General features: G+C 46.0%; 13 protein-coding genes. 3 read left to right on the forward strand and 10 right to left on the reverse strand.

Annotation, left to right across the window (positions count from 1 at the left end):
- Nucleotides 1-21 precede the first annotated feature (21 nt).
- From dprA to dnaA, 3 genes are all read left to right on the forward strand, one after another.
- Complete coding sequence (gene dprA / locus Q0090_RS03770) at nucleotides 22-1,128, forward strand: DNA-processing protein DprA (protein ID WP_297947584.1); 1,107 nt, start codon at nucleotides 22-24, stop codon at nucleotides 1,126-1,128.
- Between the two features lie 10 nt (nucleotides 1,129-1,138).
- A complete protein-coding gene (locus Q0090_RS03775) occupies nucleotides 1,139-2,296 on the forward strand; it encodes a glycosyltransferase (protein ID WP_297947586.1) in 1,158 nt (385 codons plus the stop codon).
- A gap of 619 nt (nucleotides 2,297-2,915) precedes the next feature.
- Entirely contained in the window at nucleotides 2,916-4,331 is a 1,416-nt protein-coding gene (dnaA, locus tag Q0090_RS03780) for a chromosomal replication initiator protein DnaA (RefSeq protein ID WP_297947588.1), read from the forward strand.
- Between the two features lies 1 nt (nucleotide 4,332).
- Here the strand turns inward: dnaA and Q0090_RS03785 are convergent, their stop codons facing one another.
- From Q0090_RS03785 to gmd, 10 genes are all read right to left on the reverse strand, one after another.
- Complete coding sequence (locus tag Q0090_RS03785) at nucleotides 4,333-4,968, reverse strand: WbqC family protein (protein ID WP_297947590.1); 636 nt, start codon at nucleotides 4,966-4,968, stop codon at nucleotides 4,333-4,335.
- Nucleotides 4,965-5,465: a signal peptidase I gene (gene lepB / locus Q0090_RS03790; RefSeq protein WP_297947592.1), complete on the reverse strand. Its 501-nt coding sequence runs from the start codon at nucleotides 5,463-5,465 to the stop codon at nucleotides 4,965-4,967. The genes Q0090_RS03785 and lepB (Q0090_RS03790) overlap by 4 nt, the downstream gene beginning before the upstream one ends.
- Before the next feature lie 42 nt (nucleotides 5,466-5,507).
- A complete protein-coding gene (lepB, locus tag Q0090_RS03795) occupies nucleotides 5,508-6,917 on the reverse strand; it encodes a signal peptidase I (protein ID WP_297947594.1) in 1,410 nt (469 codons plus the stop codon).
- 42 nt (nucleotides 6,918-6,959) lie between these two features.
- Entirely contained in the window at nucleotides 6,960-7,685 is a 726-nt protein-coding gene (locus tag Q0090_RS03800) for a dihydrodipicolinate reductase C-terminal domain-containing protein (RefSeq protein WP_297947597.1), read from the reverse strand.
- A 325-nt stretch (nucleotides 7,686-8,010) separates the two neighbouring features.
- On the reverse strand, nucleotides 8,011-8,586 hold the full coding sequence (gene nadD / locus Q0090_RS03805) for a nicotinate (nicotinamide) nucleotide adenylyltransferase (protein ID WP_297947613.1): 576 nt from the start codon (nucleotides 8,584-8,586) through the stop codon (nucleotides 8,011-8,013).
- 23 nt (nucleotides 8,587-8,609) lie between these two features.
- Nucleotides 8,610-9,788, reverse strand: a complete 1,179-nt coding sequence (gene pncB, locus Q0090_RS03810) for a nicotinate phosphoribosyltransferase (protein WP_297947615.1) — start codon at nucleotides 9,786-9,788, stop codon at nucleotides 8,610-8,612.
- A gap of 27 nt (nucleotides 9,789-9,815) precedes the next feature.
- Nucleotides 9,816-11,558: a hypothetical protein gene (locus tag Q0090_RS03815; protein WP_297947617.1), complete on the reverse strand. Its 1,743-nt coding sequence runs from the start codon at nucleotides 11,556-11,558 to the stop codon at nucleotides 9,816-9,818.
- A gap of 45 nt (nucleotides 11,559-11,603) precedes the next feature.
- On the reverse strand, nucleotides 11,604-12,902 hold the full coding sequence (locus Q0090_RS03820) for an L-serine ammonia-lyase, iron-sulfur-dependent, subunit alpha (protein WP_297947619.1): 1,299 nt from the start codon (nucleotides 12,900-12,902) through the stop codon (nucleotides 11,604-11,606).
- 49 nt (nucleotides 12,903-12,951) lie between these two features.
- Entirely contained in the window at nucleotides 12,952-14,037 is a 1,086-nt protein-coding gene (locus tag Q0090_RS03825; RefSeq protein WP_297947621.1) for a GDP-L-fucose synthase, read from the reverse strand.
- 21 nt (nucleotides 14,038-14,058) lie between these two features.
- Nucleotides 14,059-15,225: a GDP-mannose 4,6-dehydratase gene (gene gmd / locus Q0090_RS03830; RefSeq protein ID WP_297947623.1), complete on the reverse strand. Its 1,167-nt coding sequence runs from the start codon at nucleotides 15,223-15,225 to the stop codon at nucleotides 14,059-14,061.
- Nucleotides 15,226-15,241 lie beyond the last annotated feature (16 nt).

A 15,241-nucleotide genomic window follows, 5' to 3' on the forward strand; every position in this document is an offset into this window, starting at 1 on the left:
TATCTAGCTTTTAGGAAGCTGATGGACAAGGCAGCTTATCTTTTAGCTCTAAGTAGAATAGAGGGTGTAGGAGCTATTACTCTTCGTCGTATCTTAGAGGCTGTAGATGATGTCTGCGATATTTTTTCCAATCCCGCTATTTTAGAAGGTGTGGCACCTGCGCTTTATAGGCGTGTGGTGTCGCACCTTTCTCTTCCTGAGTTACTCGAGAGTGCCGAACGAGAGATCAAAGAGGCCCGGAGAAAGCATATCTATACATTTGGATTAGGGGATACGGACTATCCTCAGTTACTTGCAGAGTGTGCAGATCCACCTCCCGCCTTCTTTTATATTGGCAATAGAGAGGCTTTACATTCTCCTCATTGTATTAGTGTAGTGGGTACAAGGCGTGCGTCTCGCTATGGCTTAAAAGCGGTAGAAGTACTACTCGAAGATTTGGCAAATAAGGTCCCCGATCTTGTGGTGATTAGTGGATTGGCATTTGGCATCGATGTAAAGGCACACAAAGTAGCCCTCGACTTAGGAATCCCCACTATCGGCGTCTTAGCTCACGGTTTAGATCGGATTTACCCTGCAGCACACCGCAATATTGCTATTGAGATGCTCAAAAATGGGGGATTACTCAGCGAGTACTCCTGGGGAAGTAAAGTGGAACGTCACCATTTTGTAGGCCGCAATCGTATCGTAGCAGGCCTCTCTCATGCCACCCTTGTGGTAGAGAGTGCAGCTCGTGGGGGATCTCTTCTCACTGCGGCCATGGCTTCGGGCTATGGTCGGGAGGTATTTGCCGTTCCGGGGCGTATTACTGATTCTACCTCTGTAGGGTGCAATCGCATCATAGCATCTATGCAGGCCGTCCCTGCCGTTAATGCTGATAGTATTATATCTGTGCTGGGATGGGGGAAGCCTAATGGAGAAGAGGAGGAGACCATTCCCTCTCTTTTTGCCCCTCAAGATCTCCCTGATGATCCTGTATTGCACCTCATTTTGGAGGAGGAAACGATACACTTTAATGATCTTCTTGTACGCTTGGGGCTATCAGCTGCTGAGCTATCTAATAAGCTGTTCACGCTCGAGTTTGACGGCTATATTAAGCCTCTTCCCGGGGGGCTTTACTGCAAATCATAATTGCAATACCATGGAAAGACATTTACACATAGTATCTTTTGATGTTCCCTATCCTGCAGATTATGGCGGGGTAATAGATGTTTACTATAAAGTAAAAGCCCTTGCCAAGCAAGGTATAGACGTTATACTGCATTGCTATCAGTATGGCAGACCTCAGCAAAAGGAGCTAGAGGATTTGTGCGAAAAGGTTTACTACTATCCTCGTCTGAGAGGGATATTCTCGGCCTTGTCGCATGAGCCTTATATCGTTTATAGCCGTCGTTCCCAGCTTCTTCTCTCCCATCTTTTAGAAGACGATGCTCCTATTCTCTTTGAAGGGTTGCATACATGTCACTTTTTATCTCACCCGGCTCTTCGCAATCGCCTTCGCATAGTCCGTGCTTGCAATATAGAGCATGAGTACTACCACTATCTGGCAAAGGGCACTCGAAATCTATTCAAGAAGTTCTATTTCGCCCTTGAGAGTCTTCGCTTACATTCCTTTGAGAAGAACCTCCGTTATGCACATCATATCCTAGCAATTACCCCCCGAGAGCGAGATTATTTTGCACACAACTATCCAGAGGTAGAGGTGCAATGGGTGTCGGGCTTTCATGGTGATCAAGAGGTGAAGAGCCTACCGGGGAGTGGAAATTACTTCTTATTTCATGGACAACTCTCTGTCCTCGAGAATGAACTTACGGCCAAGAGATTGATTCGCCTAGCTTCTCAACTTCCTCTTCCTCTCGTAGTAGCAGGACGAAATCCACCTCCCAGCCTCCAAAAATGCGTACAGAAAAGCGAAAACGTCCGCCTAGAGGCCAACGTATCAGGCGAACGAATGGAGCGTCTCATAGAGCAGGCTTCTGCACATATCTTGGTCACAAATCAGCCAACAGGGCTTAAACTAAAGCTCCTCAATGCCCTTTATGCCGGTCGGTACATCATAGCAAATGAAGAGATGGTCTACGGGACAGGGCTAGAGGAGAGCGTCTACCGAGTAAAGAGTGATGAGGACATTCTACACGAAGCTTGTGCCATTGCATCTCGTGAGTTTACCCTAGAAGAGCAAGAGCATAGGGCAAAACTCTTATCTCCTCGTTACGACGATTGCTACAATGCCCAAATGATCCTTGATATCCTCTCAGGCTCTAAAGCTGCGGGAGAAGCCTCCAAAAGAGATGTGTAGACCTCCAAAAGCAAATGGCGTTTGTGCATGCAAGCAAACAATCGGTGCAGCTATTCCCCTTTCGCTATTCCACCTGGTAAGTTGTACTTTGTCTGATTATCGAAGAAAGCTATTCTCCCTATGTTGTTACACACCTAAAGTGCAATATAGTAAGGGAGTTACGCTTTTTCTTGATTGTTGATAACTTGCCGTTTCATAAAATCCATGTTTTATATCTCTTTAATATATAGGCATTTATATGCTTTCTTCTTAGTGGTCTATAAGTGCTTACGCAAGGTGCTGATTCTATAGGTAGTTAGCTATATCATTAGCCTATTTGTGAAAAATCTTGGTTTGCTTAGCCCGAAAATAAGCACTAGTTTTGCGATGTGATTGAACTAGAGATCACTTGAAATTTCTAGTTCGTCAGAGTAAAATAGAGGGGTAGGTTATACTATCTCGGAAGACCAAATTACACCTTCGACTTAATAGGAAGGAGAGGTCGATTGCACTACGCTTTACTCCTATTATTAGGAAGTTTTGAGCGAGTGATCCTCTCTCCTTAGGGGGAGCCTCTCCTCTTTGCGAAGGTATAATAAGGATGTAAAGTAAGAATATATAGAACGCCTAAAGAGAGAATATGGAACAAAATGTGAATAGCATATGGCAAGAGTGTCTCGTACACTTGAGTGCTCATATTCCCTCCGAGCAGTTTAATACTTGGTTTCATCCCATAGAGCCCGTGCGCTTAGAGGGGAATAATACCATCGTGGTAAAGGTACCTAGTGCCTTTTTCTGCGAATTTATTGAGCAGAATTTTAAGCCCCAAATGGAGCAAGCCTTGCGGTCTGTACTTGGCGAACATGCTCGACTAAGATACCATGCAATGGTAGATAGCACCTCCAATAACGCAACAGAAGGGTGCCTAGTTACTTCGATGTCCGAAGTCTCTCTATCAACCTCTCCGGCAAGTATTCCTCAAAGTATTTCAGTCCCTCACAGCGATGCAGGAGCTACTACCCCTCCCCAGTGGGACACAAAGTTGCTCCCTCCTTTTACGTTCGATTCGTTTATTCGTGGAGAGTCTAATGATGTAGCTCTTTCCCTGGCTCGTCGTATCTCTGTAGAGCCGGGAGATGCTATGATGAACCCCTTCTTTATTTACGGCCCCCCAGGAGTAGGGAAGACGCATATGATGAATGCCATGGGATGGGAGATACTCCGTCAGCATCCGGAGATGCGTGTACTCTACGTCACTACGTTACAGTTTGTACAGCAATTTACAGCAGCAAGTAAAAATAAGAAGGTACCCGACTTCATCAAGTACTATCAGCAGATAGACGTATTACTCCTTGATGATATACAAGAATTGGAGGGGAAAGAGCGTTCGCAGCAGGCTTTCTTTGAGATTTTCAATCACCTATACTCCCTTGGGAAGCAGATTGTACTCACGTCAGATCGCTCTGTAAGTGATTTTAATGCCCTGAGTGAGCGTATTGTCTCTCGTATGGCAGGATCTCTTACGGCGCAGATCAAACGCCCGGACCTATGCCTCCGTCGTGAAATTCTCAATAAACTCGCAAGCCAAGGAGGTGTTGTCCTTACCGAGGAGGTGAGTGACTTCATTGTCAAGAATGCTTCCCACAGTGTACGAGAGATCGATGGAGTACTCTCTAGTATCTTCTTGAGTGCCTCTGTTACAGGTAGCCCCATAGACCTACCATTTAGTCGGGAGATTCTATCTCGTACAATTCGCTTAGAGGAGAGAGAGGTAACGCTAGAGAATATACAAAGACTTGTGTGTGAGAACTTCCACATCCCGGCACATCAAGTAAAGGGGAAAAGCCGCCGCCAAGATATTGTTATGGCTCGCCACGTCATCATGTTTTTGGCTAATAAGCACACCAAAGAGTCCCTCTCCAGCATCGGTCATTACCTAGGGGGGAGGAGTCATGCTACCGTCATCCATGGCTGTAATTCAACCCGTGATGCTATATCTATAGATCATGATTTTGCTACAACCATCACCACACTTGAGCAGCAATTGCAGTGCTAGCTCATTGGATAGATGGGAAGAGAATGATTGATTTTTTGAGTAGAATAGGGGCTAGAGGCCCTTCATTGAAAAGGAGATCGTAAACGCTCAGATTGGGCGTAAAGTCTATACCATTCTCCCCTTTGAATACTTGGTAGTAGGGGACATTAGCATCGAAAGAGGGATCGAAAGCAGGCTTTTTAGGACGGATAGAGAGCCTAAAATCCTCGGGAGATGAGGCTTGATACGTATCAGTTTCCGTGATTGAGATATCCAAGTGCATTAACCCTGCAATAAGCTCTATTAACTCCAAATTAAAGTCGTACAAGAAGGTATATTGCTTATGGTAGAATGGCTCAATATCGGGCGCATAATACTCGTAAAAAGGGGCCATTCCATAGCAGCTTTTTAGCGTTTGCCAGTGTCTTGCTCGCCAGTTGTTGTGCTCCGAGATGCGCACCTCTCGGATGGGGCATTGCTCAGAGGCGCCTTGCTCTACCGGAATAGTCAGCTCTTGTACGCCATCGGCTGCTAGTATGCGACATCTATTGCGATAGGTCTGCTTAATATAATGCTCACAAGCCTCGAGAAGGACTCTACCGGAGGCTAGTTTTGCGAAGTATTGTATGGGAGGAGCGTAGGCTGTAGATAATATCATAGGGCTTGTATGCCAAACAACCGATTGCGAGCTATTGGGCCATAGTGGCGAGAGTCCCTATTATTATGGCGAGAGTAGGTTAGTAACCAGAACTCATTAGACCGAAGTACCAAACGATAGTGGCCAGGATCTGCCGCCTGGTAGGTTAGTGAAGAGGGGCGTTTTTGAGCGCTGTCGGGGAACCACGATTTGCCATTGACATAGATAGCACCTGCATACGATTCGATAGTATCACCAGGTAGCCCTGCAACCAATAAAGGCAAGCGACGGGTATCAGCCCTCTTACCTTTGTTTTCGAAGGTTGCAAGCACAAGGTCTCCCCGTTTGGGAGAGCCTATTCGTACCATCAGAAGGTAACGTCCGGCATATTTCCCAAAAGTCTCACTCTCTTTGGGCACATGGTATACAAAGCCTACCCAGAGGCGCAACAAGACCACCAAGATGATAAAAAAGAGCGGGAGGGCATAGTATTTCCATGCCAGACGCTTCCTCTTCATAGACTCTTGGGATGCCATCTTACCGAATAGGGAAGGTGATTACTACCACTTAGTCACTTTACGGAACATACGACGCCAGCGGATCTTGCCGGAGAATAGCCCTTTGTCTTTGTCCAAAGAGAGCCAAAGAAGAACCGGTTTACCTACAATATGATCTTCGGGTACGAATCCCCAGTAGCGGCTATCGGCAGAATTGTGGCGGTTATCTCCCATCATGAAATAGTAGTCCATGGCAAAAGTATATGTATCCTTAGCCTCTCCATCAATCTTGATAATGCCATTACTATCTACAGCCACGGAGTGTCTTTCGTATGCCTCTATGCAGCGTCTGTAGAGCGATATATTAGTAGGAGACAGCTTGATGGTCATTCCCTTCTTGGGGATGAGTATAGGGCCATAGTTATCTCGGCTCCATCCCAAGTGGGCATCTACGGGATAGGTAAACCCTTCGCTATCGGGTTCTACCACTATTTTGAGCACTCTAGGATCGCTTTGTAGCTTTTGTAGCATCTCTTCGGTGAGAGGGAAGTGATAGAAAGAGCTCTTCCCCCCCTCTAAGGCTAGGTCAAACCCCATACCGGATAGAGACGTAGAAGTTTCGGGAGATAGCTGGATATAGCCACGGTCACTCTCGCTAATGCCCAACGTTTCAAAGTCGCGTTCCGATAGGCCTTCAGACTTTGCTTGCACATAATAATTGAGCTGCATATACTTGGGGCGAGCTTGTTTTTCTCCATTAATATAGAGATCGTTGTTGCGGATTTGGAGGGTCTCTCCCGGCATTCCTACACAACGTTTTACGTAGTGGTCGCGACGATCTACGGGGCGATACACTACTTCTCCAAATTCAGCCGTATTTCTCCATACGGCATCACGCCCATAGAGAGCTATAAGGGTATAGTAATCGGGGTTGGGAACCTTTACTGCTACAGTATCTCCGGCGGGGAAATTAAAAACGACTAGGTCTTCGCGCTCTACATGACCTCGCCCGGGAAGGCGACGATATTTGAGTGTAGGTGTCTCACTATAGCTCTTACCTCCCAAAAATGTATTGTGAACCAGAGGAATGGCCAGAGGAGTATTCGGGAGCCTTGGGCCGTAGCTCAGTTTATCAACATAGAGATAATCCCCTACGAGCAAGGTCTTCTCAAGAGAAGAAGAGGGGATAGCAAAGTTTTGGAAGAAGTAGATATTGAGCAATGCCACCCCAATAACACAGCAAATGATATCGCAGATCCATGCGCAAATATTACGCAATAGATTGTTTTGGATGGAGGTGTACCAATTCCATTTGATCTTGTGGAAGAAGTAATAATCTATGATTAGGGGAAGGAAAATCAACCATAGCCAACCTGCCCAAATGGCAAATATGATAAAAAGAAGAGATACAATAACTCCTACAATATTGTGTCGGGTTAATAGCTTTTTCTTCTGGGTGCTATTGTGTTGCATATATACTTTATATTAGGTTCTTCGTTATTTGATTAGGAGGATTTATTCTGTAAATCCAAGCATCATACTCATTGAGAGTACTCCGTGGTGAGTCGCAGCATATTCGGCTGCGAGTACCGCTCCAAGGGCAAAGCCCTCTCTTCCGAACGCCTCGTGGGTAAGTGTGAGTTCGTCAACCGGAGAATGCCACTTGATACTGTGAATACCGGGGACCTCTCCTATTCGCTTGGCTTCTATAGGGAGAGTGTGAGGAGCAGAATCCGGGGCAAGGGTCCATCCCTCCAGACTAGGGGACTCTTTTATTATATCTTCGGCCAAAGTAATAGCCGTGCCACTGGGGGCATCTAGCTTGTGTATATGGTGTGTTTCCTCTAGAGAGACGCTGTATTCGGGCGCCTTCTGCATGATTCTGGCAAGGCGTCTATTGAGTTCAAAAAGGATATTTACCCCTAAACTAAAATTGCTAGCATAGAAAAAGGTGCCGCTCTTGGAGGTCAAGATGTCGTTTTGTAGCTTCTGTATATCATCGCGCCAGCCTGTTGTGCCCGATACTACCGGCAACCCTTTGTTGATCCCATGTAGGCAGTTTTTATAGGCAGTCTGAGGAGTTGTAAACTCGATACAGACATCAGCGGATGGCAATTGCTCTTGATCGGTAAAGCATTCGCCATCAGCATCGAAGATTCCGGTAATACGATGTCCTCTCCGTAAAGCCTCTTTTTCGATGGCTTTCCCCATGCGTCCATAGCCTACTAATAGTATATCCATTGAGTCTTAATATATCTGAGGTGAGTAGAGTTTCATTCTTAATCCACCCTCAAAAGTACGAATAACTAGTAGAACATAGGGCATTGTGGCCGGAGCAGAGGTGGAGAAGTGTATATATCAAGGGGGACCAACGAGGATTTAACGACAGCTCTTATACAGAGCAATAAAGACGATGATTCCCGAAAGAATGATGGCTAAGATTGAAAAAATATCCAGCCTAACGGAAGAAAAAAGCCAGCCTGCAATTACAAACCAAATAGCCGAAATACAGGTTGCTTGCAGGGCAGAAAGTTTGCGGCGGGGTCTGGGCATTGTTGAGGAGGGATTAGAGAAGATCAAAAAGTTCGGGGCGAGGCATCCAATAGCGGAGGTCTTGTCCCTTATGTCGAGCCGATCTGATATCAGAAGAAGAGATCTCCATGAGCGGAGCGTCATGCAATAGCGATACATTAGCATTCTCTACCTCTCTAGGGAGAGGGTAACCGGGACGAGGATAGACCAAAATAGGGTATTGCTCAATCAATTCTCCCCAACGATACCAGCGCTCTATAGTAAGCCAATTATCGGCTCCCATTATGAGGACAAATTGGTACTGGGGGTAATGCTCTCTCAATTCGTCTAGTGTGTATATCGTGTAATGGGGAGCGGGTAAAGTCTCCTCTATGCGGCAGCAAGAAAATCGAGGGTCGTTGGCTATCACTTCTTCGATAAGGTGGCATCGCTGAGAAAAGGAGAGCTCCGTTGCTCGAGGCTTAAGCGGATTTTGAGCGGTAGGTACAAACCAAAGTTGTTCGATCCCCTCGCTATGGCAGAGAATGTAATTGGCCAATGCCATATGCCCAATATGTATGGGGTCAAATGAACCTGCAAAAATGGCAATTTGGGGCTTTATACTCTCCATTTCTATCGAGATTTGAGGGCTAATCAGTCTTTAATCCCCAATGTAAGACGGGCTAGATCAATCTCTTCGGGAGTACCTGTATATTTCCCGTGCGCATCACTAAGTTTTACACAATGGCTCCACTCCTCTCGCTCTGTCATCTTACAGCGCCATAGTTTCATCACAATGTTTGATGGGGCTACACCACAACCCGTATCATTGGTGAGATTCGTACCAATACCAAAGGAGCAACGAATCTGATCGGCACAATAGTTCTGTATTCTTAGGGCTTTGTCTACGTTGAGACTATCGGAGAAGATGATATATTTAATTTTCGGATCCACCTTTAGCTCTCGATAGCGAGCAATTGCCTTGTCTACAAATTGGAAAGGATCTCCGCTATCGTGGCGCAAACTCGTGTATAGTTGAGCATGTTTTTTACTGAAATTCCTCAAGAAAACATCCGTTGTATAGGTGTCTGTAAGCACGGTTCCTAAGTCTCCATCGTACACGTTAATCCAGTCTTCCATCGCCATATAATTAGCCATTTTGTAGCCATATATAGCGCCATGGAACTGGATCCACTCGTGGGGATGGGTACCCGATACATTGAGGTTGTATTTATGCGCAAAGTGCACGTTGCTCGTACCAAAGAAGTGCTGCGGAGCATACTCTTGCATGATACGGGTAATTTTGTCTTCAACCTCGTAACTGAAGCGTCGGCGCATCCCGAATAGCGAGAAGTTCAGACTCTCCTTTTCTAGTCGATGAGCCTTTTCTATAGCCACTCGCTGCATATACTCTTCGTCTGGAGCGATATTCATCACCCGATAGTACAATTCACTTACTAGCGCTAGGATGGGCGTCTCCCAAAGAGTTACTCGATAGAGGGGCCCTTCTGCATCTATAAACAAATGACCCTCACTGTCTTGTGTGATAGTAAGTTCGTCGGGATTGAAACGAAACCCCCTTAGCATATCAATATGAGTGGGAGGGATATAGGGCATCCGATGGGCTATAAACTGTGCTTCGCTATCACTTAGAGCAATTCGAGACATATGGTCAATCTCTTCTCTTAGCAATTGAGCAAACCCCTTAGGATAGATACGATGATCCCGATCTATGAACTTAAAGTGTCCATAGGCATAGGGGAATAGTTTGGCATAAGCATAACCCGTAGTAAACTTGTACAGGTCTGTATCGAGAAGACTATTAATGATCATAGAGGATACGAGTTGGCTTTGAATAGATTATCGAACAGATGGGAATCCATGGCATACCCAAAGGACCTGGATAGAAGGAATATCCTGAGATAGTGAATGCTCAAGATCTGAGAGAAGAGGTGATTTGCTATAATCTTGCTCAACCACCACAACGATTTGGGAGACATGAGAAGCCAATAGGTGAACCGAATCGGAAGGAGCTATCAAGAAGTTTAGGGACTTGCCCTCTCCTTCTGTAGGAGCTAAATCTTGATAGAATTGCTTACTGCCCCAGTAACCTGCTTCTATAATACGTGCATGAGGTAAGCTATCTGTAGCATGATTGCAGGCATGAAGAAGATGTACGATTTTACTCTTATTCCCTCCGCTTAATGAGTAATTTGCAGCAAGATCTTCCACCAATTTACTCAGTCGTTTCTGGGCATCTAAGCTTTTAGATGGAGTAGTTAGCAATATGGGGCCGGCGGCATCTTCTTTCTGATAAGACTGAAGAGTAAAACGGAGCGTATCGATCGTTTCGGGAGTATCTGTGTAAATTTTTCTCTTACGATGTAGGCGAAGCGTTGAGATAAGGGCATTCTGCCAGAAGGGAGATAGTTGTCGAGGCTCCAAAATTCTACCTTGTAATATCCATACATAATAGACTAATACTGTTGGGATAATAAGCCCTAAAAGCAAAAGGATACTTCTGACAGAAGATTCTCCTATGGCAGCTGGCTGAATCGTCGGAGTCGCAGTAACCTCAATCAAATTGTCGTAGCGTAGGACCTCCCGATTGCTTATACAACGGGCAAGCCTATCCTGCAAATCCGTAATCTCTCCTGTGCGGCTTTCTGTCGTAAGGCTAGAGGAGATGGAGTCTGGGTACATGAGTCTCTGAAGAGCGGCCTCTATCATCTCTTGCTCTTTGTCCAAGTCGAGTGCCACATTGTAGCGCACAAGAGAGTCTAGATCAATAAGCATCCCGTCAAGTATTTGCTTTGAACGTCGAGCGGAGCCTGCGGTAGCGATTATCACATTAAGGAAATTGGGGAGAGGATTCTCAATCACCATACTCCAGTCGTACTGGATGCGCGCTTCTGTTATCATCCGCCTTGTAATGTAGATGGGCTTGTCTAAGGCATAGCCATCTGCTCCATATTCTTCCCACCCCGGATTATCTTGTAGGATTACTTTTCCTATGGGAGTTTCGATGCAACTATTCCAAGGGAGTAGTATAGTGTATGAATCTTTACCTTCAATCTTCTGCCCTTGATATGTCCCTTTTATTTTAGAGAGTTCCAGACCGTTAGGCTTTTGTTGCGCCACCAAAGTGAAGTAGTCGGTATCTAAAGCATCGGGGAAGAGCAGTCTAAATGGGATATAATTATATATATCTCGAGAAGAAAAAGTACTTCGTTGTTCATACTCGACTTCAAATCCCTCTCTCTTTCCGGCTCGATCGATCATGTCTGCTGATACAATCCATCCATAGATTTGAGCAGCGTCAAAAGCGGGAGTATGCTTCCAAAGCGGAGCTTCCTTTTCTGAATTCCCTCCCACAAAGATCTTAGTATACTCAGGAGGCTGTATAGGAAAACGTGTCATTACAGCCATGCGGTACTTATTGTACCCGACAGCAGAACTACTCCCCAACAGTTTGGAAAAACCGAAGGCTACTGCTAGAGATAGGGCAAACCAATACCAATTGATCAGCACAAGTCGAAGAAAACCATAGAAAGACATGCGCTGTGGTCGTATGGTCCTTGATGGAGAGAATGTAGAATCCATATATGATTAGATAGGGGTAAACGATTTATAAAAGAGAACTTAATATTACTTCTGAGTCATGATATCGAGAACAAGTCGATCCGTCTCGTTCATGCCGATACGTCCAATACTTGCGAGATTGTCTATGGTAGAATCGACGCTCTCATCCACAATACCTTCACTACTAGTGACTACCTTGTGTTCCATGGCTAGTAGGGCAGAGAACATGGCCGTGGATACGCCACTCGAGACCTTCATACTGCAACTTGGCTTGGCGCCATCGCACAACATTCCCGTAATGTTACCTACCATATTTTTTATGGCGAACTCTACTTGTTCTCTACTGCCGCCCATTAGGTAGGTCAAACCACAACTAGATCCTGTTGCTGCTACAACGCATCCACAGAGAGCCGATAGGCGACCTAACTTTTGCTTTACGTAGATCACCATAAGGTTGCTGAGTACCAATGCTCGTATAGTCTGCTCCTCGCTTGCTCCCTCATGCTGGGCAAAGGTTAGTACCGGTAGGGTAGCCGTAATTCCCTGATTGCCACTGCCGGAGTTGCTCATTACAGTAACGGGAGCACCATCCATACGGGCATCGCAGGCCGCACTTGTGTAGGTAAGCATCTCTGTAAGAGCGGAGTTCCCTAGATACCTCTTGCCCCAATCTCCTCGTATCATCTGCCCAACGGAGTGACCATAGGAGCCTTTGAGACTAAATTCGCTTGCAGCTTTATTGAGTCGGGCAGCCTCTTGTATAAAAGAGAGCTTCTCTAGAGGTGTTGTAGTTGCAAACTCATAGACTACATCAAAAGTGAGCTGTAGGCCCTTCGCTTCATCGCTAGCCCCTTGTGTAGAAGAAGCACTGCTAGAGAGATGATCGCGGAGAATCTCTTCGTCTCGACGTATATAGGCGATATTGCGGTGGTTGCTTTGGATAATTGTGCTGGCTGTATGGTTAGCACCCTTTAGGTTAATTTCTATGTATAGCTTATCTATATCGCCTTCTTTGAGACGTATAGACATGATCTTTTTCTCTACTAGGGCTTTTGCTTGAGTCAGTTGCTCTTGGGTAAAGTTTTCTAGTATAGTGAGTTCCTTAGCGGGGTCTGCTAAAATAATTCCTAACGCAACAGCAATGGGAAGACCGATCATCCCTGTACCGGGAATCCCTACTCCCATGGCATTTTTAAGCATATTAGCACTCAGGAGCACCTCTATAGACGTAGAAGGTTCTCCCAGAGTTTGGGCAGCTTGTGCAGCAGCTAGAGCAACGGCTACCGGCTCTGTGCAGCCCGTAGCGGGTACAACTTCATTCTTAATAAGCTCTATACACTGAGCTTCTATATCTGGAGTAAGCATATAATCTATCAACGGAAGAAGATAAGTTCGTATTGTTGCGAAAGTCGTTTTATAGCGCATTTGTTTGACAATACCATTGGTATAATTTGGGAAGGCCCTCCTCTATAGAGGTGGCATATTCCCATCCAAGGTCTCTAAGGCGAGAAGGGTCTGTAAGTTTTCGTCGGGTACCATCGGGGTGAATATGATCGAAAGCGATAGTGCCCTCAAAGTTGACTGTCTTTCGCACCTCTTCGGCAATTTGGGCAATAGAATGCTCTACGCCTGTACCTACATTGAGGTGACAATTGCGGATTTCTCCCTCGGGAGCATCTGCCGATAGGCGAGTAAAATCAATATGATTCATTACATAGACACATGCTGCTGCCATATCTTCGCTCCACATAAACTCCCGAAAAACAGTACCCGATCCCCAAAGGACAAGCTGATCCGAAGTGATACCAAAGAAGGCAAGACGCTCGGTAATTTGATCCAAGGAGGAGTTTTGGTCCAATCCCGAGATAGGACGCAAGGCAATATCGCGTCGTAAGGCTTCCACGTCTGCCTGGCGAAGGAGTTTTGCTAAGTGCATTTTACGCATCATAGCCGGTAATACATGACTATTTTCGAGATGAAAATTATCTCCGGGTCCATAGAGATTGGTGGGCATTACTGCAAGATAGTTGCAACCATATTGTAGGTTAAAGCTCTCACACATCTTGAGCCCGGCAATCTTGGCGATAGCGTAGGGCTCGTTGGTATACTCTAGAGGAGAGGTCAGGAGACATTCCTCTTTCATGGGCTGAGGTGCGTTGGCAGGATAGATGCAAGTACTCCCGAGGAAGAGGAGTTTCTCTACATGATGGCGATAGCTCTCACCAATTACATTTTGTTGTATCCCTAGGTTTTTATAGATAAATTCTGCCCGATAGCGGCTATTGGCAAGTATCCCCCCAACAAAAGCTGCTGCAAGGAATACATACTGAGGCTGCTCTTCGTCGAAAAACCTGCGAACAGCCACAGCATCTAGGAGGTCAAGCTCCGCATGAGTACGGGTAATGAGATTTTTGTATCCCTGTTGCTTGAGCTCCCTATAGATGGCACTACCGACTAGTCCACGATGACCTGCAATGTAGATACGAGCACTCTTATCCATAAGTATGATGGCAGAAAATTTTTATTCAAAGTAGTTGTAGACGGAGAATCCACCCTGCTTTAGGTAGGCTTCGCGCTTCATAAGTTGTACATCGCTTTCCATCATATCGTGTACGATATCTGCCAGGGTGTACTCCGGCTGCCAGTGTAGTAGATTGCGAGCCTTAGTTGCATCTCCCAAAAGAACCTCTACCTCAGTAGGGCGGAAGTAGGCAGGGTCTACGGCAACAATGGCTTTCCCCTCTAGGCTACATGCATGAGAGAGAAATTCTTCTCCCACGGTCTGAGCTAGACGATTGGCATCTATCGAAGTAACCACTCCCTCTTCATTCAACCCTTCTCCACGGAATTCGATAGTGAGTCCGATCTCAGAAAAAGCGAGTTGAACAAAGGTGCGGACCTCTGTGGTCACCCCCGTAGCTACTACATAGTCATCGGGAGTATCGCGCTGCAAGATGAGATACATAGAGCGCACATAATCTTTGGCATGTCCCCAGTCGCGTCGTGCCGAGAGATTGCCTAGGTAGAGACGATCTTGCAATCCCATGGCAATGCGGCTGGCACTTCGGGTTATCTTACGAGTTACGAAGGTCTCTCCACGGAGAGGTGATTCATGGTTAAATAGAATGCCATTGCTGGCATGTATTCCGTACGCCTCCCGATAGTTTACTGTGATCCAGTAGGCATATAGCTTGGCAACGGCATAGGGACTTCGAGGATAGAATGGGGTAGTCTCCCTCTGAGGCATCTCTTGCACAAGCCCAAAAAGTTCACTGGTAGAGGCTTGGTAAAAACGCACTTTATCGTCCATACGAAGGAGATGTATTGCCTCCAGGAGGCGAAGTGTGCCTAAAGCAACAACATCGGCAGTGTACTCCGGTAGCTCAAAACTAACCTTCACATGGCTTTGTGCTGCAAGATTATATACCTCATCCGGAGCTATCTCCCCAATAAGACGAGTTAGCCCCTGGCCATCTGTCATATCGGCATAGTGAAGGTAGAAGTTACGTCCTTCTAGGTGAGGATCTTGGTAGAGGTGATCTACACGTTCTGTATTAAATAGAGAGGAGCGGCGCTTTAGTCCATGAACTTCGTATCCTCGCTTGAGTAGGTATTCGCTCAAATAGGCTCCATCCTGCCCTGTGACACCGGTGATAAGGGCCTTTTTTCTAGGGGTAGGTGTACTCATATCTCTCTCGTATGAC

This window comes from uncultured Porphyromonas sp. (assembly GCF_938023125.1).
In the GTDB taxonomy this organism is placed as follows: domain Bacteria; phylum Bacteroidota; class Bacteroidia; order Bacteroidales; family Porphyromonadaceae; genus Porphyromonas.

Bases quoted from the DNA above. Each gene is read 5' to 3' on its own strand.
- dnaA (WP_297947588.1), top strand. From the start codon at position 2,916: ATGGAACAAAATGTGAATAGCATATGGCAAGAGTGTCTCGTACACTTG.
- Q0090_RS03775 (WP_297947586.1), top strand. From the start codon at position 1,139: ATGGAAAGACATTTACACATAGTATCTTTTGATGTTCCCTATCCTGCA.
- lepB (WP_297947592.1), bottom strand. From the start codon at position 5,465: ATGAAGAGGAAGCGTCTGGCATGGAAATACTATGCCCTCCCGCTCTTT.
- lepB (WP_297947594.1), bottom strand. From the start codon at position 6,917: ATGCAACACAATAGCACCCAGAAGAAAAAGCTATTAACCCGACACAAT.
- gmd (WP_297947623.1), bottom strand. From the start codon at position 15,225: ATGAGTACACCTACCCCTAGAAAAAAGGCCCTTATCACCGGTGTCACA.
- Q0090_RS03825 (WP_297947621.1), bottom strand. From the start codon at position 14,037: ATGGATAAGAGTGCTCGTATCTACATTGCAGGTCATCGTGGACTAGTC.
- pncB (WP_297947615.1), bottom strand. From the start codon at position 9,788: ATGATCATTAATAGTCTTCTCGATACAGACCTGTACAAGTTTACTACG.
- nadD (WP_297947613.1), bottom strand. From the start codon at position 8,586: ATGGAGAGTATAAAGCCCCAAATTGCCATTTTTGCAGGTTCATTTGAC.
- Q0090_RS03785 (WP_297947590.1), bottom strand. From the start codon at position 4,968: ATGATATTATCTACAGCCTACGCTCCTCCCATACAATACTTCGCAAAA.
- Q0090_RS03820 (WP_297947619.1), bottom strand. From the start codon at position 12,902: ATGCTTACTCCAGATATAGAAGCTCAGTGTATAGAGCTTATTAAGAAT.
- Q0090_RS03815 (WP_297947617.1), bottom strand. From the start codon at position 11,558: ATGGATTCTACATTCTCTCCATCAAGGACCATACGACCACAGCGCATG.
- dprA (WP_297947584.1), top strand. From the start codon at position 22: ATGGACAAGGCAGCTTATCTTTTAGCTCTAAGTAGAATAGAGGGTGTA.
- Q0090_RS03800 (WP_297947597.1), bottom strand. From the start codon at position 7,685: ATGGATATACTATTAGTAGGCTATGGACGCATGGGGAAAGCCATCGAA.